General features: G+C 74.7%; 26 protein-coding genes. 8 read left to right on the top strand and 18 right to left on the bottom strand.

The window, feature by feature from the left end:
* Positions 1-52 precede the first annotated feature (52 nt).
* The 3 genes from C8D89_RS20325 to C8D89_RS20315 all read right to left on the bottom strand — a co-directional run bounded on the left by C8D89_RS20325 (position 53) and on the right by C8D89_RS20315 (position 2,317).
* Entirely contained in the window at positions 53-538 is a 486-nt protein-coding gene (locus tag C8D89_RS20325; RefSeq protein WP_116709942.1) for an MSMEG_0572/Sll0783 family nitrogen starvation response protein, read from the bottom strand.
* A 68-nt stretch (positions 539-606) separates the two neighbouring features.
* Complete coding sequence (locus C8D89_RS20320; RefSeq protein ID WP_116709941.1) at positions 607-885, bottom strand: hypothetical protein; 279 nt, start codon at positions 883-885, stop codon at positions 607-609.
* A gap of 1 nt (position 886) precedes the next feature.
* The gene (locus C8D89_RS20315; RefSeq protein WP_243418266.1) at positions 887-2,317 is read right to left on the bottom strand and encodes an FAD-dependent oxidoreductase; all 1,431 of its coding nucleotides are present in this window, start codon (positions 2,315-2,317) and stop codon (positions 887-889) included.
* Between the two features lie 55 nt (positions 2,318-2,372).
* Here C8D89_RS20315 and C8D89_RS20310 point away from each other — a divergent pair, with 55 nt between their 5' ends.
* Complete coding sequence (locus C8D89_RS20310; protein ID WP_116709940.1) at positions 2,373-2,969, top strand: helix-turn-helix domain-containing protein; 597 nt, start codon at positions 2,373-2,375, stop codon at positions 2,967-2,969.
* On the opposite strand, the gene C8D89_RS20305 is transcribed toward C8D89_RS20310, so the two are convergent.
* The 7 genes from C8D89_RS20305 to C8D89_RS20275 are packed head-to-tail and all read right to left on the bottom strand — an operon-like array spanning position 2,885 to position 10,651.
* A complete protein-coding gene (locus tag C8D89_RS20305) occupies positions 2,885-3,679 on the bottom strand; it encodes an oxamate carbamoyltransferase subunit AllH family protein (protein ID WP_165825828.1) in 795 nt (264 codons plus the stop codon). The two genes, C8D89_RS20310 and C8D89_RS20305, sit on opposite strands and share 85 nt — an antisense overlap.
* 2 nt (positions 3,680-3,681) lie before the next feature.
* Positions 3,682-5,106: a YlbE family protein gene (locus C8D89_RS20300; RefSeq protein ID WP_243418265.1), complete on the bottom strand. Its 1,425-nt coding sequence runs from the start codon at positions 5,104-5,106 to the stop codon at positions 3,682-3,684.
* Positions 5,103-6,650, bottom strand: a complete 1,548-nt coding sequence (gene argH, locus C8D89_RS20295; RefSeq protein WP_116709939.1) for an argininosuccinate lyase — start codon at positions 6,648-6,650, stop codon at positions 5,103-5,105. The genes C8D89_RS20300 and argH overlap by 4 nt, the downstream gene beginning before the upstream one ends.
* Positions 6,647-7,615: a 1-aminocyclopropane-1-carboxylate deaminase/D-cysteine desulfhydrase gene (locus C8D89_RS20290; RefSeq protein WP_165825827.1), complete on the bottom strand. Its 969-nt coding sequence runs from the start codon at positions 7,613-7,615 to the stop codon at positions 6,647-6,649. Before C8D89_RS20290 ends, argH begins: the two co-directional genes overlap by 4 nt.
* A complete protein-coding gene (locus C8D89_RS20285; RefSeq protein ID WP_116709937.1) occupies positions 7,612-8,955 on the bottom strand; it encodes a class-II fumarase/aspartase family protein in 1,344 nt (447 codons plus the stop codon). Before C8D89_RS20285 ends, C8D89_RS20290 begins: the two co-directional genes overlap by 4 nt.
* Positions 8,940-9,866: a DUF7714 family protein gene (locus C8D89_RS20280; protein WP_116709936.1), complete on the bottom strand. Its 927-nt coding sequence runs from the start codon at positions 9,864-9,866 to the stop codon at positions 8,940-8,942. The genes C8D89_RS20285 and C8D89_RS20280 overlap by 16 nt, the downstream gene beginning before the upstream one ends.
* Positions 9,863-10,651 carry a phosphosulfolactate synthase gene (locus C8D89_RS20275; protein WP_116709935.1) on the bottom strand — a complete coding sequence of 263 codons (789 nt, stop codon included), beginning with the start codon at positions 10,649-10,651 and terminating at the stop codon, positions 9,863-9,865. Before C8D89_RS20275 ends, C8D89_RS20280 begins: the two co-directional genes overlap by 4 nt.
* An 83-nt stretch (positions 10,652-10,734) precedes the next feature.
* Here C8D89_RS20275 and C8D89_RS20270 point away from each other — a divergent pair, with 83 nt between their 5' ends.
* Positions 10,735-11,715 (top strand): AIR synthase related protein, encoded by a 981-nt coding sequence (locus tag C8D89_RS20270; RefSeq protein WP_165825826.1) that lies wholly within the window; start codon positions 10,735-10,737, stop codon positions 11,713-11,715.
* Between the two features lie 5 nt (positions 11,716-11,720).
* On the opposite strand, the gene C8D89_RS20265 is transcribed toward C8D89_RS20270, so the two are convergent.
* Positions 11,721-12,137, bottom strand: coding sequence for a hypothetical protein (locus C8D89_RS20265; protein WP_116709933.1), 417 nt, complete (start codon positions 12,135-12,137; stop codon positions 11,721-11,723).
* Positions 12,138-12,222: 85 nt separating this feature from the next.
* Here C8D89_RS20265 and C8D89_RS20260 point away from each other — a divergent pair, with 85 nt between their 5' ends.
* Positions 12,223-12,615, top strand: coding sequence for an OsmC family protein (locus C8D89_RS20260; protein WP_165825825.1), 393 nt, complete (start codon positions 12,223-12,225; stop codon positions 12,613-12,615).
* Here C8D89_RS20260 and larC read toward each other — a convergent pair.
* From larC to C8D89_RS20240, 4 genes are all read right to left on the bottom strand, one after another.
* Positions 12,612-13,832 carry a nickel pincer cofactor biosynthesis protein LarC gene (gene larC, locus C8D89_RS20255; RefSeq protein WP_207787334.1) on the bottom strand — a complete coding sequence of 407 codons (1,221 nt, stop codon included), beginning with the start codon at positions 13,830-13,832 and terminating at the stop codon, positions 12,612-12,614. The two genes, C8D89_RS20260 and larC, sit on opposite strands and share 4 nt — an antisense overlap.
* On the bottom strand, positions 13,825-14,487 hold the full coding sequence (gene larB, locus C8D89_RS20250) for a nickel pincer cofactor biosynthesis protein LarB (protein ID WP_116709931.1): 663 nt from the start codon (positions 14,485-14,487) through the stop codon (positions 13,825-13,827). Before larB ends, larC begins: the two co-directional genes overlap by 8 nt.
* Entirely contained in the window at positions 14,484-15,341 is an 858-nt protein-coding gene (gene larE / locus C8D89_RS20245) for an ATP-dependent sacrificial sulfur transferase LarE (protein ID WP_116709930.1), read from the bottom strand. The genes larB and larE overlap by 4 nt, the downstream gene beginning before the upstream one ends.
* Before the next feature lie 73 nt (positions 15,342-15,414).
* Positions 15,415-16,971: an acetolactate synthase large subunit gene (locus tag C8D89_RS20240; protein WP_116710010.1), complete on the bottom strand. Its 1,557-nt coding sequence runs from the start codon at positions 16,969-16,971 to the stop codon at positions 15,415-15,417.
* A 192-nt stretch (positions 16,972-17,163) separates the two neighbouring features.
* Here C8D89_RS20240 and C8D89_RS20235 point away from each other — a divergent pair, with 192 nt between their 5' ends.
* The 4 genes from C8D89_RS20235 (at position 17,164) to C8D89_RS20220 (ending at position 18,582) form a co-directional block, all read left to right on the top strand.
* On the top strand, positions 17,164-17,361 hold the full coding sequence (locus C8D89_RS20235) for a hypothetical protein (protein WP_116709929.1): 198 nt from the start codon (positions 17,164-17,166) through the stop codon (positions 17,359-17,361).
* Positions 17,362-17,418: 57 nt separating this feature from the next.
* On the top strand, positions 17,419-17,856 hold the full coding sequence (locus C8D89_RS20230; protein WP_116709928.1) for a phage holin family protein: 438 nt from the start codon (positions 17,419-17,421) through the stop codon (positions 17,854-17,856).
* A 51-nt stretch (positions 17,857-17,907) separates the two neighbouring features.
* Complete coding sequence (locus C8D89_RS20225; RefSeq protein WP_116709927.1) at positions 17,908-18,111, top strand: hypothetical protein; 204 nt, start codon at positions 17,908-17,910, stop codon at positions 18,109-18,111.
* A 162-nt stretch (positions 18,112-18,273) separates the two neighbouring features.
* Complete coding sequence (locus C8D89_RS20220; protein WP_116709926.1) at positions 18,274-18,582, top strand: hypothetical protein; 309 nt, start codon at positions 18,274-18,276, stop codon at positions 18,580-18,582.
* Positions 18,583-18,618: 36 nt separating this feature from the next.
* On the opposite strand, the gene C8D89_RS20215 is transcribed toward C8D89_RS20220, so the two are convergent.
* Positions 18,619-19,872 (bottom strand): glycosyltransferase, encoded by a 1,254-nt coding sequence (locus C8D89_RS20215; protein ID WP_116709925.1) that lies wholly within the window; start codon positions 19,870-19,872, stop codon positions 18,619-18,621.
* 88 nt (positions 19,873-19,960) lie between these two features.
* Positions 19,961-20,491, bottom strand: coding sequence for a GNAT family N-acetyltransferase (locus tag C8D89_RS20210; RefSeq protein ID WP_116709924.1), 531 nt, complete (start codon positions 20,489-20,491; stop codon positions 19,961-19,963).
* Positions 20,492-20,668: 177 nt separating this feature from the next.
* On the opposite strand from C8D89_RS20210, the gene betT reads away from it, so the two are divergent.
* The gene (gene betT / locus C8D89_RS20205; protein ID WP_243418264.1) at positions 20,669-22,705 is read left to right on the top strand and encodes a choline BCCT transporter BetT; all 2,037 of its coding nucleotides are present in this window, start codon (positions 20,669-20,671) and stop codon (positions 22,703-22,705) included.
* On the opposite strand, the gene nhaA is transcribed toward betT, so the two are convergent.
* On the bottom strand, positions 22,686-23,882 hold the full coding sequence (gene nhaA, locus C8D89_RS20200; protein ID WP_423717229.1) for a Na+/H+ antiporter NhaA: 1,197 nt from the start codon (positions 23,880-23,882) through the stop codon (positions 22,686-22,688). The two genes, betT and nhaA, sit on opposite strands and share 20 nt — an antisense overlap.
* Positions 23,883-24,098: the final 216 nt, after the last annotated feature.

Here is a 24,098-nt window from a genome sequence, read left to right as displayed (position 1 = left end):
GAGGCGGTCCTCGGGCGGCCGGCCTCGTCGCCGGCCGCCCGACAGCACCGCGTCAGACGGTCCAGGTCTGCATCACGAGCGCGCCCTCGCGGCGCGCGGTGAGCTGGGCGTCGAGGACGTCGAGGGGGTTGATGGGCTTGACGCCCTCGAGCATGTCCACCTCGCGCATCCCGTACAGCATGGCCGCCGAGAAGCGACACGCGTAGACGTGACCGCCCTCGTTCATGAACGTCTGGAGCTGGTTGTTGTAGCCCAGCCCGCCCGGGAACGCCTCGTCGCCCACCTTCGGGTAACCGCGGGTGGCCGACGCCATCAGCGAGCCGGGGCCGAACAGCACGATGCTCGTGTCGAAGCCCTTCCGGTTGACCCGGGTGGCCGTGAGCATGTTGACCAGCCCGACCGAACCCTCGAAGGGCACGGTGTGCATGAAGATGTACGCCTTCTCGCCCTGCTCGGCCTGGATGTCGTCGAAGACCTTCTCCTCGTAGTCGACGATCGCGTCGCCCTTGCTGACGCGCTCGCCCACGATCTGAGCCACCGTCGGCCACCTCTTCCCTCGTTCGGTTGACACTTCTTGCTCCGGCGGGCGGGCGCCCACCGGTGTCCTCACACGGCCGGTTCCCGCGGCTCGGGTGGCGGTGACCAGGCCTGCCGATGGCTCCCGGGCATCGCCCGCATCACGCGGTGGCGCAGCGGCCACGGCAGCGCCCGGTAGACCGGCGCGAAGACGCGCCGCCAGAAGAGCTCCGCGATCCCGTGCGGGCGCGACGGCGGGCGCGTGCCGGAGTAGCGCCGGGCGAGCCGCTCGTGGGCGTCGATCATCAGGTAGTGCTCGGAGTTCTCCCGCAGCCAGCGGGAGAACGAGGGCCGGCGTCGGGTCGCCATCTCAGAGCTTCCCCGCCTTACGGAGCTCGTCGAGCCCGTTCGTGGCGGCCACGACGATCGGCTCGTTGAGGGCACCGATGGCCGGGGAGTAGACGTTCTCCATCGTGGCGAGGTCGTGGAACGTGAAACCGTGCTTGACGGCCATCGCGAGGAAGTCGGCGCGTTCCTTGATGCCTTCACCCCCGACGATCTGGGCGCCGATGAGCCGCAGCGACCCGGGCTCGGCGAGGAGCTTCACCTTCACCGGCTTGACGTCCGGGTAGTAGCGGGCGCGGGAGATGCCCTGGGCCTGACCGAGCACGTACGGGATCCCGAGCGCCGTCGCGGTGGTCTCGCCGAACGAGGCCCCGCCGATGATCCACTTGCCGGCGGGGGTGCCCCAGGGGACGTAGACCGCCTTGTACTTCCGATCGCCGCCGCCGGCGTTGGTGCCGGCCGTCTTGCCCTGGGCGTAGGCGTGACTGCCGGTGAGCCCCTGCAGCGGCACGCGGGTCAGGCCGTGCGGAATCTCGGTGCAGTCGCCGGCGGCGTAGACGCCGGGCACCGACGTCTGCATCCGCTCGTCGACGATGACCCCGCCGGTCGTTCCGATCTTCAGGCCCGCGTCCGCGGCGAGCCGCGCGTTGGCCACCTTGTGCGTGGCCACCACGACGAGGTCGCAGGGGATCTCCCCGTCGGAGGTGGACACCGCGGTGACGTGGCCCTGCCCGACGAAACCGCGCAACTCGGTGTTGAAATGGCTGGTGACGCCGAGCTCGCGCCATGACTCCTCGACCGGCGCCATGATGTCCGGGTCGGCCATCTCCCCGAGCGGCCAGGAGTGCGGGTCGACGAGGTGCGTCTCGATCCCGCGGTGCGCCAGCGAGGTGGTCATCTCGACCCCGAGCGGCGTCGCCTCGACGACCACGGCCTTCTTCACCGAGTCGAGGACGCGGTCCCACTCCATGGCCCGGCGGATGTTCTTGACGTAGTAGAGCCCGTCGAGGTCGCTGCCCGGGACGCCCGGGTCGGCGTACTCGAAGCCGGTCGCGAAGATCAGCGTGTCGTAGGCGACGGCACCCTCGCCGTCGACGTGCACCTTCCGCGCCGCCGTGTCGACCTTGGCCACCGTGGTCTCGTAGTGCACGTCGATGCCGGCCTCGACGTACTGCTCCTTGCTCGCGAGGAACAGCTTGTCGAAGTCCGAGATCTCCTTGCCGTGCACGTACGGGATGCCGCAGGGGCTGTAGGCGACGTCCTCGTACTCGGTGTAGACGACCACCTCGGCGTCCGGACGAGCGGCCTTGACCCCGCCGGCGGCGCCCAGACCGGCGGCCCCGCCGCCGATGATCACGGTCTTGTGCGGCACACGGAACCCCTCGTCGGACTCGTACGATGCGGCGGCGCGGGCCGACGTGACACCGGACCCACCGGGCCGCTCCGGGATGACCACCATAGGTGATGGTCATTTACGATACTAACCGCACCTAGCGTGTCAAGGAGGCCCCATGGCGGAGCCCGACCCGGTTCCCCCGCCGGCCCCCGGCTGGGCGTCGGTCGTCGACGCGATCGGGCCCAAGGTGCGTGACCTGCGCCAGCAGGCGGGTCTGTCCCTGCAGCAGCTGGCCCGCCGCGCGGACGTCTCGGCCGCCTCGGTGCACAAGGTCGAGCGCGGCGACATGGTCCCCACGATCACCACGCTGCTGAAGCTCGCCGAGGCCCTGGAGCGCCCGATCGGCCACTTCGTGGACAACGGGGCCGCCGAACCCGTCGCGAGCGTCGTACCTGCCGGCGCCCGCCCGGAGCTCCCGTCCGGGGAGCCGGGGGTCCACCGGGCCGGCATCACCGGCCCGGCCGCGCGCTTCCGGTTGCAGGGCACGATCACCGAGATCGACGAGGGTGGTGCCGGGGCCGACGACGGGCCCCGCAGCGGCGAGGTCCTCGTGCACGTCCTCTCCGGGGAGCTGACGTTCGAGCTCGCGGGCGAGCGCCACGTCGTGGCGGCCGGCGACACGCTGCACTATCCGGGCGACCGCCCGGCTCGGTGGCACGCCACGGGGTCCGGCCCCGCCCGGGCCGTCTGGCTCGCAGTACGCGGGAGCTGAGACACCGCCAGCCCCAGCCCGGCGGCCAGGTGGGCGCCCGAGCTCGCTCCGGTCGCCCGCAGCCGCCGTGACGCGCGCAGGGCGTCGTCGGCCCGGCCCGCGGCGACCGCCACGAGCCAGTCGTGCGCCGGCGCGATGCAGCGTCCCCGCGCGGCCTCGACGAGGAATGCCCGCGCGATCTCCGTGGTCGACACGGCCCCCGCCACCGCGTCGAGACGCGACCCGGCGCCCCACCACAGCCGCGCGACGACCAGGACGCCGGCGAGCAGGTCATCGCCCGCGGGCGTCAGCCCGGGCCCGCGCCCGCCGACGGCCGCCGCGAGGTCCTCGATCCGGCCCGCCCGGACGAGGGCCGCCACCGCCGGCTCCACGGCGACGCCGTCCGCCTCCGGATGCACCTCGCGGGCCCACGCGAGCGCGTCCGGGTCGGGTAGCTCACCGCGCCACACGGGACCGTCGACGCGCAGCGCCCATTCCCCGCCGGTGAGCCGCACCCCGTCGCTCGCCACCGGGAACCCCTCCCGCAGCCGGGGCAGGACGGTGCACCGGACGTGCCGCGGCCCGGCGGGGGCGGAGGTGTCGGTGAGCGCGACGATCCCGCCGTCGAGGTGCAGGTAGGCGGCCCGTCGGTACACGGCGACCACCCGTCCCCGGCTCGGACGGGCGAGGACGGCGTGCGCCCCCTCCCCCACGTCGACGACGGGCACCACGGCTACTCCCCCGCGAGCTCGAGCAGGGCCGCGACGAAGCAGTCGAGGGGCGCGGTGGCCACCCCGGCGCCGACCTGTCCCACACCCGAGTGCGCGGCGAGGATGCCGGTGGTGACCTTCGGGGTGACGCCCAGCTCCACCACCGAGCGGACGTCGACGCCGACCGGAGTGCCGCTGAAGCCGAGGGCGGGCAGGGTGAAGCGGCTGCTGGCCCCGCCGCAGATGCGGCGGAAGACCTCGGTGGCACGGGCGGCGTCGGCCATCGTGCCACCGAGGAACGCGGCCACCGCGGGCGAGTTGGCCGCGGCCGGCCCGCCCAGGCCGACGAGCTCGAGCACCGCGCTGTCGCCGATGTCGGGCGCGGCGTCGTCCGGCCCGTGGCCGGAGTAGTACAGCGCCTCGCCGACCGACGGCGCGTCCGTGACGTGCCAGCGTTCGGACCCGGCGAGACGTACGCCGAACGTCGTGCCGTTGCGCGACATCGTCGTGACGATGCTCGACCCCTCGACGCGCCCGGCCCATGCGGTCAGCGCCCGGGCGGACGCCATCGCGAGGGTGAGGAAGAACAGGTGGTTGCCGCCGAGGAACGCGGCGAAGCGCTCCCGCAGGTGGTCGGGCAGGGCCGCGATCTGCGGCAGCCAGGTGCGGACCAGCAGGTTGGTCGCGGCCTGGGTGCGCATGTGGAGGTCGTCGCCCATCGTGATGCCCTGCGCGGCGACGGCGAGGACATCGAGCGGGCCCGTCCGCTCGAGCACCGCGGCGACGGCGGGCCCGGCCACGTCACGCAGCAGCAGCAGACGTTCGACGGCCGCCGGGGTGTCGCGGCCGAACCAGGCGGTCTCGCCGGGGCCCTGGTTGATCGGCGCGAAGGTGCGCACGACGCCGTCCGGGGTCGCCATCTCGACGACGAGGACCGGGGCGGACGGGCCGATCGCGCTGGCCATCGGAACGACGGTGTCGTGGAGGTTGGCCGGTTCCAGGCGCACCTCGCCGGCGGCGAGGAGCGCGTCGGCAGCGGCGGTGTCGGCCGCCCAGCCCTCGGCGACGGCGGCCGCGCGCATCGAGCGGCGCAGGGGGTCGGCGACCCGGTCCCAGGGGATGGCCGGCCCGCAGTGCAGGAGCACCCGGCCCGCGACGCCGGGCACGACCTCGCTCGCCGGCGCGACCCCGACGAGGAACGGCACGCCGGTGTCGAGCCGGCGCAGGACCTCGGCATTGGCCGCGTCGATGGTGGCGCCGCGCTCGGCGTGCAGGCGGGTCAGCGCCCTGATCGCGTCCGGGCGCCCGCCGGCCGGGGGTCGCCAGTCGACGTGCTCGACGGGCCGGCCCTGCGCGCGCACGGCGTCGGCGAACATCGGCAGGCCGACGTTGACGACCTCCACCGCCTCGGGCAGGACGACGGACGGGAGGGTGTCGGGTGTGTTCACGGGGCTCCTCCGCGGTCGGTGGGGATCACGGGCTCCGTCGGTCCGGGCGGGGTCGTCGCGTCCCGGCGGGCCGTGGTCAGCAAGGCGGTCTCGGCGGCGTCGTGGCCCGCGAGGCGATCGGCGGCCGCCGCCGCGAGGTCGGTGATCTCGGTGCGCAGGCGCGTCGTCATCCGGGCGAGGGCCTCGGGCGATGCACCACCACGGGCGCTGCGCGAGAGCACGATCCGCCACGGGTCGAGCACCGCGGACAGGTCGCGGCCGGCTACCCCGAGCGGCCTGCCGCAGTGCTCCACGGCCGCCCGGTCGATCATCTCGCCGGTGATGGCGATGCCGGGCACGCCGTCGCGGCTCGCGGCCCGCACCGTGCGCCCGACGATGAGGTAGGCGGTGCGGTAGTCGACGTCGCAGACCTGCACGAGGTGCTCCGCGAGGTCGGTGGCCTGGGTGTAGCCGTCGCGCACCTCCTCGGCGAGCCGCTCGCCGTTGACCCGCAGCGTGCGGACCACCCCGGTGGAGAGCCGGACGATGCGCAGGGCGAGGTCCAGGGCGCGGGGCACCTCCCCGTAGGCGTAGATGAGGTTGTCGCTGCGCGCCGACGGGCTCTTGGTGACCGCGAGGAAGCCCGACAGCCGGCCGATGAGCACGCCGGAGGCCCCGCGGATGATCGACAGGGCGTAGGGGTTGCGCTTCTGCGGCATGAGCACGCTGGCGCGCGTGTAGCCGTCGTCGAGGTCGACGAAGTCGAACTCGCTGGACGACCAGATCTCGAGGTCCTCGGCCAGCTTGCACAGGTTGGTCAGCAGGCTCGACGAGGTCGCGAGCACCGCGATGAGCCCGTCGACCTGCCACATGGCGTCGCGGGTGTGCTCGATGACGTCGCCGAAGCCCAGGGCCTGCGCGATGAACTCCCGGTCCGACAGCAGCCGGGTGCCGTTGACGCAACCCGCGCCGCCGGGACTCGCATCGACCCAGTCGAGCTCGTCGAGCAGCCGGCGGCCGTCGCGCAGCGCGGAGTAGACGAACGAGAGCAGGTAGTGGGCGAACGTCGAGGGCTGCGCGTGCTGGAGGTAGGTCTGGTCCGGCATCACCGTCTCGGCGTGCTCCTCGGCGCGGGCGACCGCGGCGGATCCGAACCGGGCGGTCTCTGCGACGAGCTCCGTGATCTGCCGGCGCACGTGCAGCCGCAGCGCGATCCGCACGGCCTCGCGGCGCGGGCGGCCGGCGTGCAGCCAGCCCGCGATGTCGCCGACCCGCGAGACGAAGTAGGCCTCGCGCGAGTTGTAGGGCTCGCCCAGCTCCGGGTCGTACGGGAACTCCTCGGGAGGCGTGGCATCGGCCTCGAGGAGCAGGCCCAGCAGGGTGCGGCGGGCGTCGTCGGGCACCAGCCCGCGCCGCGCGAGGTCGAGCACGTGGCCGATGTCGGCCAGGTTGAGCCCACGGTGCAGGAACGGGGCGTCGGCGTTCTCCAGTGTGAACCCGGAGTCGACGAGCTCGGGGGCCGCGGCGGCGCGCGGCGGGCCCTCCTCGCGGCGACGGACGGTCATGGGGCTCCTGTCGGGGCGGGGTGGTCGGCGAGGTGCGCCAGGGCGGAGGCCACGCCCCCGGTGTGCCAGAGGACGACGGGGCCGGGCAGGCCGTCCCGGAGCCGGGCGAGGGCGACGGCGAACGCCTTGGCGCCGTACGTGTCGTCGAGCAGGAGCCCCTCGGTGTGCAGGACCGTCGCGGCCGCCGCGCGGTCGTCCGGCGCAGCGACGCCGAAGCCGGGCCCGCGGTGGTCGACGACCTCCAGACGGTCGGGCCGGGGCGGGGCGGCCCCCATCAGCGCGGCGCTCTCCCGGGCCAGGCCCAGCACCTTCTCGGTAATCTCCGCGGGCGGGCGGCTGACCGACACGGCGATGACGGTGGTGTCGACGCCGGCTGCGGTCAGCCCGGCGAGCAGGCCCGCAGTGCTGCCGCCGGAGCCCAGCGGGAGGACGACGTACGCGGGAGCCGGACCCTGCGTGAGCAGCTCGGTGGCCGCGCGGGCGAAGCCGACCGCGCCGACGGCCGTCGAGCCCCCGCGCGGGACGGCGACGGGCCGGCGCCCGGCGGCCCGCAGCGCGGCGGCGCGCTCGGCGACGACGAGATCGACGCGCTCCCGGCGATCGTCGCCCAGTGGCACGATGTCCGCGCCCGCGGCGGCGGCGAGGGTCAGGTTCGGGGTCGGGCCGAGGGCGCCGGCACCCCACACGACCAGCTCGCACGCCAGGCCGGCGACGCGGGCCGCCATCGCCGCGGCGGCCACGAAGTTCGAGTCCGGGCCGCCCCCGGTGATCAGCACGTCGGCGTCGCGGGCGAGCGCGTCGCCGAGCAGGTGCTCCAGCGGGCGCGTCTTGTTGCCGGCCACGCCGAACCCCGCGAGGTCGTCGCGCTTGATCCACAGCTCGTCGCACCCGAGCGCGCCGGCCAACCGCGGCGCGGGCACCAGCGGCGTCGGGAGCACTCCGAGCTGCAGGCGTGGCGGGATCACGGTCCGGGCTCCCGGCCGCGGGCCCTGCTCACCACGTCGTCGACCATCCGGGCGGCGGTCGTCCCGGCGTCCCGGGTCATCCACCCGCGCACCTCGTCGGCCGACGCGACCCCGCGGGTCACGAGTGCGTCGACGACGCCCTCGCCGGAAGCCAGCACGCCCTGCAGCAGATCCTGGGCGGCGTGCTTGCCGAGACGTCCGGACAGCCCCGCGAGCACGCGCTCCGAGGTCAGCCGGTCGCCGAAGCGGTCGAGGTTGGCCACCATCGCGTCGGCGTGCACCTCGAGCCCGTCGAGCAGGGTGCGGGCCAGCCCCAGTGCGGTGCCGGTCAGCAGGCAGATCTCGGGCAGGGCGACCCACTCGGCCTTCCAGCCCCGGCCGTCGCGCTCGTGGCTGACCACGGTCCCCTCGAGCAGCACGCCGGCGGCGGCCCGCGCGAGTCGGGCGAGGGTATCGAGGTGCTCGCTCACCTCGGGATTGCGCTTGTGCGGCATGGTGATGCTGCCGACCGCGGTCGCCGTGGTGGGTTCGGCGAGCTCGCCGATCTCGGGGCGGGCGAGCTCGTAGATCTCGCCGCCGATGCGGGCCAGCGTCCCGCCGACGAGGGCCAGGACCTGCCCGAACTCGGCGACGCGGTCACGGCTGGTGAGCCAGGATGCGCCCGGGTCGCCCAGCCCGAGTTCCGTGCAGAAGTCCCGGCGCAGGTCGAGCGGGTCGACGTCGGTGTCGTGGAACGCCAGCGCCCCCACCGCGCCGGCCAGCTGCCCGACCGCCCAGCGCGGGCGTCCCTCGTCGAGCCGGTCGAGGTGGCGGCGTAGCTCGTCGGCCCAGGAGGCCGCCTTGAAGCCGAAGGTGATCGGAGCGCCGGGCTGGCCGTGGGTGCGCCCGGCCATGGGCGTGTCGCGGTGGGCCTCCGCCAGCCCCAGCACCGTGGCCTCCAGCGCCCGCACGTCGCGCCGGACGAGGTCGCCGACGTCGCGCATGACCAGCCCGAACCAGGTGTCGCTGACGTCCTGCACCGTCGCGCCGACGTAGACGTGCTCGCGGGCGGACTCCGGCAGGACCCGCTGCAGTTCGCGGATCAGCCCGAGCGTCGAGTGCGAGGTCACGCGCGTCCCGGCGGCGACCCGGTCCATGTCGAGGTGCTCGGTCCGCGCCGACGCGGCGATCTGCTCGGCGGCCTCGGGTGGCACGAGTCCGTGGCGCGCCTGCACGCGGGCCAGCGCGACGAGGACGTCGAGCCAGGCCTGCCAACGCGCGGTCTCGCCGAACACCTCCTCGAGCTCCGGGGTCGACCAGAGGTGGGCGTAGACCGGGGAGTCGGTCAGGCGGGTGACCACGGCGGCACCCCCCGCTCGGCGAGGCGGCCGAGCGCCTCGCGCACGTGCTCGAGCGAGGCGCCCCACGGCACCGCGACCCACGTCGTCTCGCCGTCCGGCCCGATGGCGACGCCCTCGTCGAGCTCCTCCTGCTGCAGGCAGCACTTGGTCAGCAGCGCACCCGGGCCGGCGGCGGCCGGGTCGACCTTGGGGCAGAAGTCCACCTGCGGCGCGTCGCGGCCGTAGAACCAGTGGTGGATCCGGCGGGAGCGCTCGCAGCCGATGAGAGTCCAGTCGGCCGGCTCCGGCCGCTCGTCGAGGTAGGACATCCGCACACCCGGGATCTCGCTGCCCCCACCACGGCAGGGCAGCAGGTAGTGCTCCGCGGGCCGGCGCCGGGCGAGGTCGGCGAGGTCCACGACCTCGCTCTCCAGGCGCAGCGGCCGCAGGCCCTCGGTCACGTCGACGATGCGTCGGGCCTGGTCGACGAGCTTCGCCGGATGGGGCGGCACGACCTCGCGCACCACCACCCGCAGCGGGTCGGGGTCGACGACGAAGTTGACGTGCTCGTAGCGACCCTGCACCACCACGGCGCGGGCGCCCGGGACCTCGGCGGCCACGGCGACGAGCGCCGACGGGATGGCGGTGTCGACCTCCGGGCGGTGCACGCCCACGCACTGGTCGGGGCCGGCGAGCAGGTCGACCGCGGTGATCGGGCTGAACAGCGCCTCGCCCGGGTCCCGACCCACCGCGAGCAGCGCCACACGGGCGTCCGCGTCGTCGTGCGGCCGTACCACCAGGAACCGCGTCTTCCAGTACGCCTCCCGCCCGAGGAAGTGCGCGCGCAACGACTCCTCGTCCAGCGGCCCGTCGTACCGGGCCACGGCGACACCGCGGTAGCGCCCGGGGATCCGGTTGGCGGGGCGGGTCACCGGACGGGCTCCGGGGTGATCGCGTCGGGGACGCTGACGTGGGCGGTGTCCGAGCGCAGGCCCAGCCGCAGCGTCTCCACCGACAGGATCTCCTCGAGCGCGACGTTCCCGAGGTTCACGCCCGGCCCGAAGCGGCGGATGAACCACGCCTGCTGCCCGGCCCGCGGAGCCTCGAACACGACGCCGTCGAGCCCCACCGCGTCCACCACCGCGTCCACCACGGCCTCGCGGACCGACCCCTCGCCGTCGTAGATCCCGACGGTGCCGCTCTGCCGGCCCTCGGCCACCACGAGCGCCGCCCCGGCCGCACGGTCGCGGCCGGCCTCGTCGCTCCACTGCCCGAGCGAGCGCTGCTGGTGCGGGTCCTTCGCCCCCACCTCGGTGAGCACCACGAACCGGTCGGCGGCGCGCCGGACCAGCTCGTGCTTCGCGTCGAGCGACATCGGCACGGTGCCTCGCGACACCTCGACGTGGGTGAAGCCCGCCGCGTCGGCCCACGCCAGGCAGGCCTCCGCCGCGCCCTGGGCCCAGGCGATCTCGAGCAGCGTCCCCCCGAGGCACGACGCCACGTCGTGGTCCGCGAGCACCGCGAGCTTCTCCCCGACACGCCCGTCGACATAGGCGGTGCCCCACCCGGTCTTCCAGATGTCGACGTACGGGGCGCCCCCGCCCAGGAGATCCGCCGCCCGCGCGGACGTCGCACCGGGGTCGAGGACGTGGGTGAGCCCGACCGAGCGGGGTTTGGGCGCCCGGGCGGGCAGTGTCAGGAAGCTCGCAGGAGCCATGGCCTCGATGGTAGATCAGATAGTAGATGTACACCTACGATGCGAGACGACGTCGAGGAGGTGCCGAGGTGGCAGGAGCGGTCGTGGCCGGACCGGGAACGCGGGCGGAGAGCGAGCTCGAGGAGATCGTCCGGGTGGTCGCCGCGCACCCCGGGCTGCTGGCCAAGGCGGACATCGGCCTCGTCGGCGACGTCCTCGGGGACACCGACTGGACCAGCGGGCCCGGCGACGACGGCGCCGTCGTCGCGACGTCGACGGGGTCGGTGGTGGCCTGCGGGGAGGCGCTGTGGCCCCCGTTCGTCGCCCATGACCCGTGGGGCGCGGGCTTCGCCGCCGTTCTCGCCAACGTCAACGACGTCGTGGCGATGGGCGCGCTGCCCCTCGGCATCGTCGACACGGTGGTGGCGTCCGAGGCGACCGCCCGGGCCGCCCTCGAGGGGATGCGCCACGCCTGCCGGCTCTACCGCCTCCCGATCGTCGGCGGTCACCTGACCCGCCACGACGGCGACCCGTCGATCTCGGCGTTCGCGCTGGGCGAGGTCGGCACCCCGCTGTCGATGACGCGGATCGAGCCCGGGCAGGGCCTGGTCGTCGCCGCGGCCACCGACGGCGCGATGCGCACCGATTTCCCGTTCTTCCCCGCCTTCGAGAGACGCGGCGAGCGGTGCGCGGACGACGTCCGGGTGCTCCCGGCGCTGGCGCGCTCCGGCGCCTGCGTCGCGGCCAAGGACATCAGCATGGCGGGCCTGGTCGGCTCGCTCGCCATGCTGCTCGAGTGGGGCACGTTCGGTGTCGAGGTGGACCTCGACGTCCTGCCGGCCCCGCCGGGCGTGGCGACGGCGACATGGCTGACGTGCTTCCCGAGCTTCGGGTTCCTGCTGGCCGTCCCCACAGGACGCGAGGAGGAGGTCCTCACGGCGTTCCGCGACCGCGAGCTCGCGGCCGCCGTCGTGGGACGCATCGACGACACCGGGCGCATCGGCCTGCGCCGGGGCGACGCCGCGGCGACCGCCTACGACCTGACCCGCCGCGCGGTGACACGCCTGCCCCGGAGCGGGCGATGAGGGGCTCAGAGCTCACTCGCGAGCAGGTCCGCGTCCGCGAGCCCGAGCCGGGCCGCCTCCGTCACCGAACAGGGCGACGGGCCGGGGACCGGGAGGACGTGCGGGCCGCGCAGCGCGACGTCCGCGGCCAGCGAGAACAGCCGAAGCACCCGCTCGGGATGGCGCCACCGGTGGACGACCGCGAAGTCGATCCACGCCTCCGGCGGCACCACCTCGACCTCGGAGTAGTCGAGCTCGCTCCACGTGACGGCCAGCTCGAGGAGCTCGACGACTTCGTCGGGGTCGTCCTCCACACGCAGGAGGCGGTCGTGATGGGCCCGGGTGCGCGGCTCGGGCCGGCACCGCTCGGCGCCGACGTGCGCCGCGGGCGAGCGGCCGGTCAGCGGCACGACCACCGGGTGCACCGTGCTGTCGACGCTCATCGGCCCGTCTCCCATCTCGTCGTCCGAAACGTGATGCCCACCACCCTCGTCGATGCTGTTGCAGCGGTGTTGCAGGGCAGCCCCCGTGGCTGAGCGCACCGTCTCGGCCGTGTGGAAGGAGGCCATGCGGTGCACGGTCGACGCCGGCGGCTTCGCGATCACCGTCGACGAGCCGGCCTCCGCCGGCGGCACCGACCAGGGCCCCCAGCCGACGGAGCTCTTCCTCGCCGCGATCTCCTCGTGCTTCACCCTGGCGCTCTCGCACAGCGCGACCAAGCGCGGGATCGAGCTGCGAGGGGTCCAGGTCGACGCGACCGGCACCTACGACGGGCCGCGTTTCGCCACCGTGCGGGTGACCGTGCACGCCGAGGCGCCCCGTGGCGAGGAGCTCGATCGGCTCGTTGCCGCGGCCGAGCGGGTCTGCTACGTCACCAACACACTGCGCCGCGGCCCCGAGATCGAGATCAGGACCTCCTAGCGGCCCCGGCGGTAGGCCGCCAGCGCCGCCTCGACCACCGTCCGCACCGGCCAACCGAGGGCGCTCGCCGCCGCCTCGGCCTCGGACAGCTCGGGCGTGGCGACGGGCAGGCCGCCAGGCGCGTCGGGGTCGTCGGCCACCTTCACCGTCACCTCCTGGGCCGACCCCGGGGGCCCGACCTCCACGCGGACCGCGCGGCGGCGGGCGGTGGCGCGCTCCCAGCGCGACCAGCGCACGCCGAAGGTGCTGGTGTGCCGGAAGACCGCCTCGACGACGGCCTCGCGCACGGTCTCGGCGCAGAGCGCCGAGAGCACCTGGCCGGGCCGTCCGTGGCGGCCGACCACCGGCGTGGTCCAGCAGTCCCACGCGCCGGCCACGCGGACGGCGGCCAGCACCGAGGGCCACAGCCGCGGGTCGAGGTCGTCGACGGTCGCCTCGACCACCAGCACTTCGTCGTGCCCCCGTCGGCCCGGCGCCCCGGCCGCGTGGCCCAGGACGACGCGGGTGACGTTGGGCCGGTCGGCCGGGTCGCGCCGGCCCCCGCCGACGCCGACCGCAGTGACCCGCTGGGCGGGCAGTGGGCCGGGGGTGGCGAGCGCGGCCAGCAGCGCCGCCCCGGTGGGTGTGGTGCGCTCGCCCTCGAGGTCGCCGCCGGTGATCTCGAGGCCGGCGTCCGCGGCGATGCGCAGCACCGCAGGGGCGGGAACCGGCAGCCGGCCGTGAGCGCTGCGGACCGTCCCGTGGCCCACGGCGAGCGGCGAGCACCACGTCGCGGCGCCCTCCTCGAGCAGCCCGAGCGATGCCGCCGCGGCGGCGACGCCGACGACGTCGGCCAGTGCGTCGAACGCGCCCACCTCGTGGAAGTGCACCTCCTCCGGGACGACGCCGTGGACGGCGGCTTCGGCCCGTGCGAGGAGCGTGAAGACGTCCTGCGCGAGCCGGCGCGCCGCGGGGTCGAGGCGCGCCTGCCGGACGTGGTCGAGGACGTCGGGAAGTCGGCGTTCCCGGTCCGGAGCCTCCGGGCTCGTGACGACGGCGCGCAGGCAGCCGAACCCGCCGCGACGCTCCCGGACCACGTCGAGCCCCAGCCCCGGAATGCCCAGGGAGTCGACGGCGTCGCGGACCCGTTCGAGGTCCGCACCGGCGTCGAGCAGGGCGCCGAGGAGCATGTCGCCGGCGGCGCCCGCGGTGGCGTCGACGTAGGCGGTGTCAGGCACGGCGCAGCACCTTCGCGGCGTGGGCCGCGGCGCCCACACCGTTGTCGATGTTCACCACGACCAGGCCGGGGCTGCAGGCGGCGAGCATCGTCGCCAGCGCCGCCCGGCCCCCGGCCGCGACCCCGTAGCCGACGCTGGTGGGCACCCCGATCACCGGCGCGGCCACGAGCCCCGCGACGACGCCGGGCAGCGCGCCGTCCATTCCCGCGACGACGACCACGACGTCGGCGCGGCGTACGTCCTCGAGCCGCGACAGCAGGCGGTGCAGTCCGGCCACGCCCACGTCCGCGACGGTGCGTGCTCCGACCCCCAGCGCGGCCAGGGTCGCCGTGCACTCCCGCGCGACGGGCAGGTCGGTGGTGCCCGCGGTCACCACGACGACGTCGCCGCGCGGCGGCGGAACGGGCCCGACCGTCACCGTCCGGCCCACGCGGTCGACCGCCACCTCCTCGCCGTGGAAGGCGTCCGGTGCGCCGTCGAGGACCGGCGCGGAGCAGCGCGTCGCCAGCGCCGGGCCGGCCGGGTCGAGGCGGCGCAGGTCGGCGAGGAGATCGAGGGTGCGCTCGGGCGGCTTGCCCTCCGCGAACACGATCTCGGGGATCCCGGTGCGCGTGCGGCGGTCGGCGTCCGGCAGAGCGTCGGGCGTCTCGCTCACGCGGGTGTGATCTCCAGGTTCAGCGAGCCGGACCGGAACGGGTGGGGGTCGATCTCGACCTCGCGGTAGCCCGCGGCGCGCACGGCGGCGACGACGGCCTCACGCTCCCCGGGCGCGTCGAGGCGACCGAGCTCCTCGCCCGCGATCTGGACACGGCCCATGTCGCCGTGGTGGCGCACGCGCAGGACGGCGTACCCGCGTGCGTGCAGGGCGGCCTCGGCCCGGTCGACCCGCGCCAGGGCCGGGGGCGAGACCAGGGTCCCGTAAGGGATCCGCGAGGCCAGGCAGGGCGACGCGGGTTTCGCGGCGCTGGGGAGCCCGAGGAGCCGGGCGACGGCGCGGACGCGGGCCTTGCCCAAGCCCACCTCGACGAGCGGGTGCCGGACCCCGTGCTCGGCCGCCGCGATCAGTCCCGGCCGCCAGTCGCCGAGATCGTCGGTGTTGGCGCCCGACAGCACCGTCCAGTCGCCCGCCTGGCGCGCCGTGGCCGTCAGACGCTCGTAGAGGTCGGTCTTGCAGTGGTAGCAGCGATAGCGGTCGTTGCGGCGGTAGCCCTCCCGGTCGAGCTCGGTGGTCGTCACGAGGCGGTGCGCGACAGGAATGCCGGTCGCCACCGCGACCGCCGCGTCGACCTCGCCCGTCGCCACCGCGGGCGATACGGCCGTGATCGCGAGCGCACGCTCCCCCAGAGCCCGGGCGGCGACGGCGGCCACGACCGAGGAGTCGACCCCGCCCGAGAAGGCGACCACGGCGCCGGACACCTCGGTCAGGACGGCCTCCAGCGCTGTGAGGTCGTCCTCGGGCCGCGAGGTGTGCGGTGTTGGGGCGGCGTGCCCGCCGTCGGAGGGAAACACGGTCGCAGCATGGGCGCCGCCCGTGCCGCCATCAAGTGGCGCGCGCTGCCACGCGCGGGGGAACGTCGGCCGCCTACCCCAACGCCGGGACGATCGCCTCGATGAGGTGTGGGCCCGGCTCGCCCTGCGCCCACTTCAGCGCTGCGAGCAGGTCCTCGGTCGTCTCCACCCGCCGGGCCGGCACGCCGTACCCGGTCGCCAGGGACACGAAGTCCGGTGTGGGGTCGGTCAGCGTGAGCATCCGCCCGGCGCGTCCCGAGTGGGCCGCCTCCCCCGCGCCGGTGCGGGCCAGCTCGACCCGCAGGATCGCGTACGCGGAGTTGTTGATCAGCACGGTCGTCACGTCGAGCTGTTCGCGGGCCTGGGTCCACAGCGCCTGCAGCGTGTACAGCGCGCTGCCGTCCGCCTGTACCGCGACGACCGGGCGCTTCGGGGCCGCGACCGCCGCGCCCAGCGCCGCGGGCGGTCCCTGCCCGATCGCCCCGCCGGTCAGCGCGAGCTGCGTGTGCGGCGCCGCCGTCTGCAGGGCCGGGGCGAGCACGGCCGCGGCCGTCAGCGACTCGTCGACCACGATCGCGTCCTCGGGCAGTGTCGCCGCCACCGCTGCGCACAGCGACCGCACGTCCAGCCGCCCGGGGGCGGGGGTCGGCGCGTCCCACGGTGCCGGCTCCGCCGTCGCGTCCGGCGCCACCTCGGCCGCCAGCGCCTCCAGCGCGCCGGCTGCGTCCGACGCCGCGTCGGCCAGACCGACCACCGCGGCGCCCTCGGGCACGAGGTCACCCGGGACCCCGGGATAGCCGAAGAACGACACCGGTGACCGGGCCCCGGCCAGCACCAGCGACGACGCCCCCTCGAGCTGCGCGAGCGCCTCCTCGGCGAAGTAGGCCAGCTTGTCCACCCGGGGGCGCCCGGCGCCGGTGTCCCAGCGGCGCGGGAACGTCTCCACCAGCAGCCGGGACCCGGTCGCGGCGGCGACCCGACCCGCGGCGTCCATCGCCTCGGCGGTCAGGGCCGGCCCACCCAGCAGGATCACCGCGCCGGGCTCGCGCACCGCCGCCGCGGCGGCGGCCACCCGGGACGGCGCCGGCGGGAACGGTGCCGCGGCCGGCAGCGCGGGGGCGGGAGCGGCGCCCTCGGACCACGACACGTCCGCCGGCAGGACCAGGGTCGCGAGCTGCCCGCCGCGCTCCGAGGTGGCCGCCACCGCGCGGACCGCGTCGTCGGCGACGTCGCGCACGTCGCCGCAGACGTGCACCCAGCCCGACACCGTCCGCGCCAGCGCGGAGATGTCGGACTCGAGCGGCGCGTCGTGGCGCACGTGGTCGGTGGCGTGCGCCCCGACGACGCACAGCAGCGGGGTCCCGGCCCGCCGGGCGTTGTGCAGGTTCGCGATCCCGTTGCCCAGTCCCGGCCCGAGGTGCAGCAGCACGGCCGCGGGCCGCCCGGCGACGCGGGCGTAGGCGTCGGCGGCGCCGGTCGCGACCCCCTCGAACAGGGCCAGCACGCCGCGCATCTCCGGGACCGCGTCCAGCGCCTGCACGAAGTGCATCTCCGAGGTGCCGGGGTTCATGAAGCACACGTCGACGCCCGCCCCGACCAGCGAGCCGACCAGGGCCTCCGCGCCCCTCACGCGGCGGGCCCGGACAGCGGCGCGGCGAGCGGAGCGGGCGGGGAGCACCACGACATCGTCATGGGATCACTCCACACGCTCCTCCCCCGCTGATGGAAGCGGGGGCCCGCAACCGCTTGCTGCCACAGTCGTGTGACGGCCGGTGCTCGCGATGAGGTGGATTACCGGGTGCGAGGCGTGCAGTCTGCCGTCATGGCGGTCACCTCGGACGACGCACGGGCCCAGGGCGAACGGGACGCGCGCGCCCGCGCCGGCTCGGAGCCGGACGGCGCCCCCGACGACGCGACGTTGACGGTCTTCCAGACCGCGGCGTGGATTCCTCCGGCCTACCGCGAGGCCTACCTGGAGGGCGCCGCCAGCGTGCTGAAGCGCGCGTCGGTCGGCGAGTAGGCGCCGGGACCCCGCCGCAGCGGTTCGCCCGGACCGGCCCGCCGGGTAGGCCCTCGCATGACCGAACAGCAGCAGTCACCCCAGGCCGGGATCGCCGGGGCGTTGACGGACCTCTCGGAGCAGACGCGGATCCTCGTCCGCGGCGAGATCGCGAGCGCGCAGCGGGAGACGTGGGACAAGCTCAAGGCCACGGCCCCGGCCCTCGGGTTGCTGGGCGGCGCCGGGGTGCTCGGGCTCGCCGCCTCCGCCTCGGCGTACCGCGCCAGCCTGCGCCTGCTCGAACGGTGGCTCCCCCCGTCGGGCGCCGCGCTCCTGGCCACCGTCGTCTACGGCGGCGGGGCCGCCGCGGCCGGGATGGCGGGCCTCCAGCAGCTGCGGACGCTGCCCGTGCCCTTCCCCGCCGAGACCGTGGCGGAGACCGGCGCGGTGGTCGAGGAGACGGCCGCGCAGGTCCGGCGCGGCGCCGCCGACGCCACCGTGCCGCGGCCACGCTGAGGCGCGACGGCGTCGGGGTTGCGACGCCTCGCCCACCGGGAACGCTGCGGGATGAGCAGTGCACCCGACGACGGTCCTCCGGACGAACGGGCCGCGGAGCACGACCGCAGCCGGCACCCGCACCGGCAGGGCCCCCGCACCCGGCGGGACGAGAAGGGCCTGGCCGATGGTTCAGGGTGGTCACCCGGTGCCGTCATCGCGATCGTCCTCGTCATCGCGGGAGTCGCGCTGATCATCGCGCTCGCCCTGCTGTGACCTCCGGGTCCGCCGTCGCGGACCTCGGCCGGCGCGCGCTCGCGGTCGTCTGCGCCTCTCCTCAGCACCCTCTCAGCGTGATCCGGCACACTCGGACCCGGTGTGCCGGGAAGTCTGGTCGGCGGTGACGAGGAGCGTCCGCGACCCGCGAGGTGGTGCACGATGGCGACCGAGCCGTTCCGTCCCGAACCGGCTCCGCCCCTCGACGAGCGGGAGCGGGCGGTGTTCGCCCGGCTCGCGGCCGATCTCGCCCGCGACGGCTCCGCCCCGCCACGGGACGCCCCTGCGGGCGCCCGGCCCCGGCGCGACCCCGGCCCGCGGACGCGGGTCGTCGTCATCCAGGTCGTCGTGGTCTCCGTGCTGGCGATCGTGCTCATGCCCTCGGTGTGGGTGGGCGCCGTCCTGGCGCTGATCGTGCTCGCCGGCCCGCTGGCCGCGACCTGGTGGGGCGCACGCCGAGGGCGGCGCTGACGGCACGCTGACGGCACGCTGACGGCACGCTGACGGCTACGCCACCGGGACGAGGCCCTCGAGGACCTCGACGCCCCGGCCCGGCCCGTCCTCGCCGCGGATCGCCTCCCCCAGACGGGAAGCGGCGCGCTCGTACTCCTCGGTCCGGACGAGGTCCCCGAGACGTGCGGTCAACCCGGTCGCGAGCGCCCTGGCGGGGAGCGGGGCGGGTCCCGCGCCCACCGCGCGCACGCGGGCGCCCCAGAACGGCTGGTCGCCGAGGAACGGGCAGATCAGGGTCGGTTTGCCGGCCCGCAACCCGGCCGCCGTCGTCCCGGCACCGCCGTGGTGGACGACGGCGGCGACCCGGTCGAACAGCCAGTCGTGCGGCACGGCGTCGACCACCAGCACGTCCTCCGACGGCGACTCCCCCGCCGTGAGCCCGCCCCACCCGGTGGCGACGACCCCGCGCAGGCGATTTGCCTCGAGCGCCCGCAGCACGGCGTCGCGCCGCTCGTCGGCGCCCCTGCCGAACCCCATCGACCCGAACCCGACGTAGACCGGCGGGGCGCCCGCGGACAGGAAGTCGACGAGCCGGTCCTCCGGCCGCCACGCGGCGTCGCGCCCGAGGAACCAGTAGCCGGTGACGTGCACCGAGGGCGGGTAGTCGGCGGGGACCGGGACGACGTGGCGGCTGTAGGGGTGGAGCACGGTGACCGGCGACCCGTCGGGTCCGCGCAGCGGGTCGGCGAACCGCCCGATCCGCCCCAGGCCCATCTCCCGCCGAAGGTCGTTGATCATGCCGCTGTACAGGACGGTGGCCATCCGCGTGAACGCGTACGACGCGCGGTTGGCCCACCCCGGCAGCGGCAGGCCGCCCAGGAACGGGATCGGGAACGCGCGGGTGGGTGCGTAGAACGGGAGCGGGAGGGACAGCACCCCGGGCACGCCGAGCGCCTCCGCGAGCGACGGCCCGGCCAGGCACTTCGGGTGGTGGACGACCAGGTCGGGTGCGGTCGCCCGCGCCGCGGCCCACTGGTCCTCGAGGTGTTCGCGCATCGCCGCGCGCATGATGCCCAGCGTCCGCAGCGCGTCGCGGGGTCCGCTGAGCTCGGGCATGACGTCCCGCACCATCGTGAGCATCCGCGAGCCCGCGGGGTACAGGCCGACACCGACGCCCTCGACCAGGTCGCGGAAGCCCTCGGGGACGGCGAGGGTGACGTCGTGGCCCCGGGCGCGCAACGCGCCGGCGAACGCGACGTAGGGCTGGACGTCGCCACGGGTGCCGAACGTCGTGATGAGGATCCGCACGGGAGGCCCCCGATCGACTCACCCGGGCCGGGACCCGGAAACGGGACGACGAGAGCCGACCAGACTTCCCGGCGCACCGCGAGCGACCCTACTCGCCGGTGAGATCGCGCTGGAGCCGCCGCTCGTGGAGCGGCGCGCCGCCGGGCCCCTGGTCGACCTGGTCACGTCCGGTGTCGATCCATCCGTGACGCTCGTAGAAGCGCAGGGCGCGGTCGTTGGTGGCGAGGACCCAGAGGCCGGCGCGGGTGTAGCCGCACGACCGGAGCCGGTCCAGGGCGGCGGCGTGGAGGCGGGTGCCGATGCCGCGGCGCCAGCGGTCGGGGTCGAGGTAGAGGGCGTAGAGGTCGCCGAGGGTCGGGTCCGCACGGTCCTCTCCGACGAGGGGCGGGCCGGTCGCGGCGAAGCCGACGACGGTGCCGGCGACGGTCGCGACGAGGATGTGGGTGTTTGTCGGCCGTGTGTCGAGCGCGCTCGCCCAGAACCGTTCCCGGTCCGGCACCGACAGCCCCGCCAGGACCTCGTCGGGCACGAGGTCCCGATAGGCGGCGCGCCAGGACCGGACGTTCACGGCGGCGATGCCGCGGGCGTCGTCCGGCCTGGCGTCTCGGACCTCGACCACATCCGCAGCTTCTCACGCACGGTGACGAGGGGGTGATCGAGAGCCGGGATGTGACACGGATGCGCGCCTGCTGTGCGCGCGATGTTGCGAACGATCTCTTCGCGCCGGTCCCAGGACGTGCAAAGCTACTCCGCACGGGCTCCAGGCGTGGACGACGCCGCGACGAGAGGGGACACGGTGACCGAGGTCCGGGACAGCGCGCCGACGGCGAGGCCGGAGAGCGGCGCGCGGATCAAGCCCGTGGTGTTCTTCGGATCCGGTGCGGTGACCCTCGCCATCGCGGTCTGGGCCATCATCGCGCCCACGTCCGCCGCCGACACCATCGGTGCGGTGGTGAGCTGGACCTCGCAGTGGTTCGGCTGGTTCTACATCCTGCTGACCACGCTGGTCCTGGTGTTCGTGATCGTCGTGGGAGCGTCGCGTCTCGGACGGACCAGGCTCGGGCCCGAGCACTCGCGCCCCGAGTTCAGCACCTTCGCATGGGCCTCGATGCTGTTCGCCGCAGGGATCGGCACCGACCTCATGTTCTTCGCCGTCGTGGAGCCGGTGACGCAGTACCTCACCCCGCCGCGCGGCGAGGGCGGCACGCTGCAGGCCGCCGAGGAGGCCACCGTGTGGACGCTGTTCCACTACGGCATCAGCGGGTGGGGGCTCTACGCGCTGATGGGCATGGCGCTGGCCTACTTCGCCTACCGCCGCAACCTCCCCCTGGCGATCCGGTCGGCGCTCTACCCCATCGTCGGCAAGCGGATCCACGGCGGGATCGGCACCGCCGTCGACCTCGCCGCCGTGCTCGGGACCATCTTCGGTGTCGCGGCGTCGCTCGGGATCGGCGTGGTGCTGCTCAACTACGGGCTCACCTTCCTCTTCGGGATTCCGGAGGGGACGGGGGCCCAGATCGGGCTGGTGGCCCTCGCGGTCATCATCGCCACGGCGTCGGCGGTCACGGGCGTCGACCGCGGCATCAAGCTGCTGAGCCAGCTCAACGTGCTCCTCGCGATCGGGCTGGCCCTCTTCCTGCTCGTCACGGGCAACACCGTGTTCCTGCTCAACGCGCTCGTCCAGAACGTCGGCGACTTCGTCAGCTCCTTCCCGGGTCTGACGCTCGAGACCTTCGCCTTCGACCAGCCCGTCGACTGGCTCAGCGCGTGGACGCTCTTCTTCTGGGCGTGGTGGATCGCCTGGGCGTCGTTCGTCGGGCTGTTCCTCGCCCGCATCTCCCGGGGCCGCACCATCCGCCAGTTCGTGGCGGGGACGTTGATCATCCCGTTCACGTACATTGTCATGTGGATCTCGATCTTCGGCAACAGCGCGATCGAGGTCATCCGCAACGGCGACGTGGCGTTCGGCGAAGTCACCATGGAGAACAACGCGGCCGGCTTCTATCAGCTCCTCGCCCAGTACCCGTGGGTCCCGTTCATCGCCGGCCTCGCCACCTTCGTCGGCCTGCTGTTCTACGTGACGTCCGCGGACTCGGCCGCGCTGGTGATGGCCAACCTGAGCTCCCACCTCCCGACGCCGCAGACCGACGGCGCGCGGTGGGTGCGCATCTTCTGGGCCGTGGCCACCGGTCTCCTGACCGTGGGGATGCTGGCCGTCGGCGGCGTGCCCGCGCTCCAGAACGCGACGATCATCATGGGCCTGCCGTTCGCCTTCGTGATCATCCTGGTGATGTACGGCCTGTGGAAGGCACTGCGGGTGGAGGCCCTGCTGGCGGCCAGCCAGGAGTGGGCGATGCGATCCTCGATCTCCGGCCGTGCGGCCGGCAACGGCCACCCCCACCACGAGGGGTGGCGCCAACGGTTGGACCGGGCGTTGTCGTTCCCCGGCCCGGAGCGCGCGCAGGAGTTCCTCGACGAGACGGCGGTCCCGGCCGTGGAGGAGGTGGCCACCCACCTGCGCGAGCGGGGGGTGGAGGCCGAGACCCGCGACGGCCGGGACGAGGACGGCACGAGGGTCGTCGAGCTGGCCGCCGACGCCGACGGTGAACACCCGTTCTCCTACCAGCTCCGGCCGCACCAGGTCCCGGTGCCCGTCTACGGCAGGGCCGTCCCGGAGGGCGACCTCACCTACACCCGGCTCGAGGTGCACCTCCAGGACGGTGGTCAGGACTACGACGTCATGGGCTACACGCACGGGCAGCTGATCGACGACATCCTCGACCAGTACGAACGCCACCTGGAGTACGTCCGCCTCATGCAGGCGAACCGCTGACCGCTCCGGGTCCCGGACCGGCGGACGGCCCGTCCGCGCCACCACCCCGGCGGCGTCGCCGTAGGCCCAGGACGGCGGCGCCGACCAGCCCGGCCAGGAGCGACCCGGCGAAGATGCCGATCTTGGCGGTCTCGACGAGTGCCGGGTCGGCGTAGGCGAGCTCGGCGATGAACAGGGACACGGTGAAGCCGATGCCCGCCAGCGCCGCGACGCCGACGGCGTGCCGGGTGGTGACCCCCTCGGGCAGGTGTCCCCAACCGGTGCGCACCATCAGCGCGATACCCCCCGACACCCCGACGACCTTGCCGACGACGAGCCCGACCGCGATGCCCAGGGCGACCGGGCTCGTCGCCGCGGCCTGCAGCGTGTCGCCGGCGAGGACCACGCCGGCGTTGGCGATCGCGAACAGCGGCACCACGGCGAACGCCGAGATCGGGGACAGGCGGTGCTCCAGGGTGTCGAGCACCGGGCGTCCGCCGACCCGCCCGGCCGGGGTCAGCAGGGCCAGGGCGACGCCGGCGATGGTGGCGTGCACCCCGGACTCCAGCGTGCAGAGCCAGACGACGAGCCCGACCGGCACGTAGGCCCAGATCGCCGTGATCCCCAGCCGTCGCATCAGCACCACCAGGCCGAGACCGAGGACGGCGGCGGCCAGCCACAGAGCCGAGATCGAGTCGCTGTAGAAGATCGCGATCACGGTGATGGCGATGATGTCGTCGACGATGGCGACCGTCAGCAACAGGAGCTTGGCCCCCGCGGGCACCCGCGAACCCAGCAGCGCCAGGACCCCGACCGCGAACGCGATGTCGGTCGCCATCGGGATGCCCCACCCCGCGGCGCCCTCGGTCCCCGCGGTGAAGGCCAGGAAGAGCAGCGCGGGCACCAGCACCCCACCGACCGCGGCGACCGCCGGCAGCGCCGACGCCCGCGGATCGCGCAGCTCGCCGCGCACCAACTCGCGCTTGATCTCGAGGCCGACGACGAAGAAGAAGATCACCATGAGGCCGTCGTTGACCCAGTGCTGCAGGTCCTCGGTGACGGAGAACGCGTCGATACCGAGCATCAGCTCGAAGCCCCAGAAGGACCCGTAGGACGCCTGCCACGGGCTGTTGGCCCAGACGAGGGCGACGAGGGCGGCGAGGACGAGGGCCACGCCACCGGCGGCGTCACCGGACAGGAAGCGACGCAGCCTCGAGCGACGATCCTCCGATGAGGGGCGTCCCGCGCCGCTCGGGTCGGTCCCGCGGGACGTGGTGGTGTGCGGGCGTGACGCATCGCGAGCAGAGGGCGTGGCGGCCACAGGTGACCTCTCGTTCGGGGACAGGACCACGCCGACCAGACTTCCCGGCACACCGCGGGCGACGTTATCGGTCCGAGCTGACGGGACCCTGAG

The sequence above is a fragment of the Actinomycetospora cinnamomea genome (assembly GCF_003096675.1).
Lineage (GTDB): Bacteria > Actinomycetota > Actinomycetes > Mycobacteriales > Pseudonocardiaceae > Actinomycetospora > Actinomycetospora cinnamomea.
Note: the sequence above shows the minus strand (reverse complement) of the source record. Positions and strands in the feature narration are given on the sequence as shown.

What these genes read in the sequence shown, in the direction of transcription:
- C8D89_RS20320 (WP_116709941.1), bottom strand. Translation starts at nt 885, where the DNA reads ATGGCGACCCGACGCCGGCCCTCGTTCTCCCGCTGGCTGCGGGAGAAC.
- C8D89_RS20310 (WP_116709940.1), top strand. Translation starts at nt 2,373, where the DNA reads ATGGCGGAGCCCGACCCGGTTCCCCCGCCGGCCCCCGGCTGGGCGTCG.
- argH (WP_116709939.1), bottom strand. Translation starts at nt 6,650, where the DNA reads ATGACCGTCCGTCGCCGCGAGGAGGGCCCGCCGCGCGCCGCCGCGGCC.
- C8D89_RS20275 (WP_116709935.1), bottom strand. Translation starts at nt 10,651, where the DNA reads ATGGCTCCTGCGAGCTTCCTGACACTGCCCGCCCGGGCGCCCAAACCC.
- C8D89_RS20265 (WP_116709933.1), bottom strand. Translation starts at nt 12,137, where the DNA reads ATGAGCGTCGACAGCACGGTGCACCCGGTGGTCGTGCCGCTGACCGGC.
- C8D89_RS20235 (WP_116709929.1), top strand. Translation starts at nt 17,164, where the DNA reads ATGGCGGTCACCTCGGACGACGCACGGGCCCAGGGCGAACGGGACGCG.
- C8D89_RS20230 (WP_116709928.1), top strand. Translation starts at nt 17,419, where the DNA reads ATGACCGAACAGCAGCAGTCACCCCAGGCCGGGATCGCCGGGGCGTTG.
- C8D89_RS20225 (WP_116709927.1), top strand. Translation starts at nt 17,908, where the DNA reads ATGAGCAGTGCACCCGACGACGGTCCTCCGGACGAACGGGCCGCGGAG.
- C8D89_RS20220 (WP_116709926.1), top strand. Translation starts at nt 18,274, where the DNA reads ATGGCGACCGAGCCGTTCCGTCCCGAACCGGCTCCGCCCCTCGACGAG.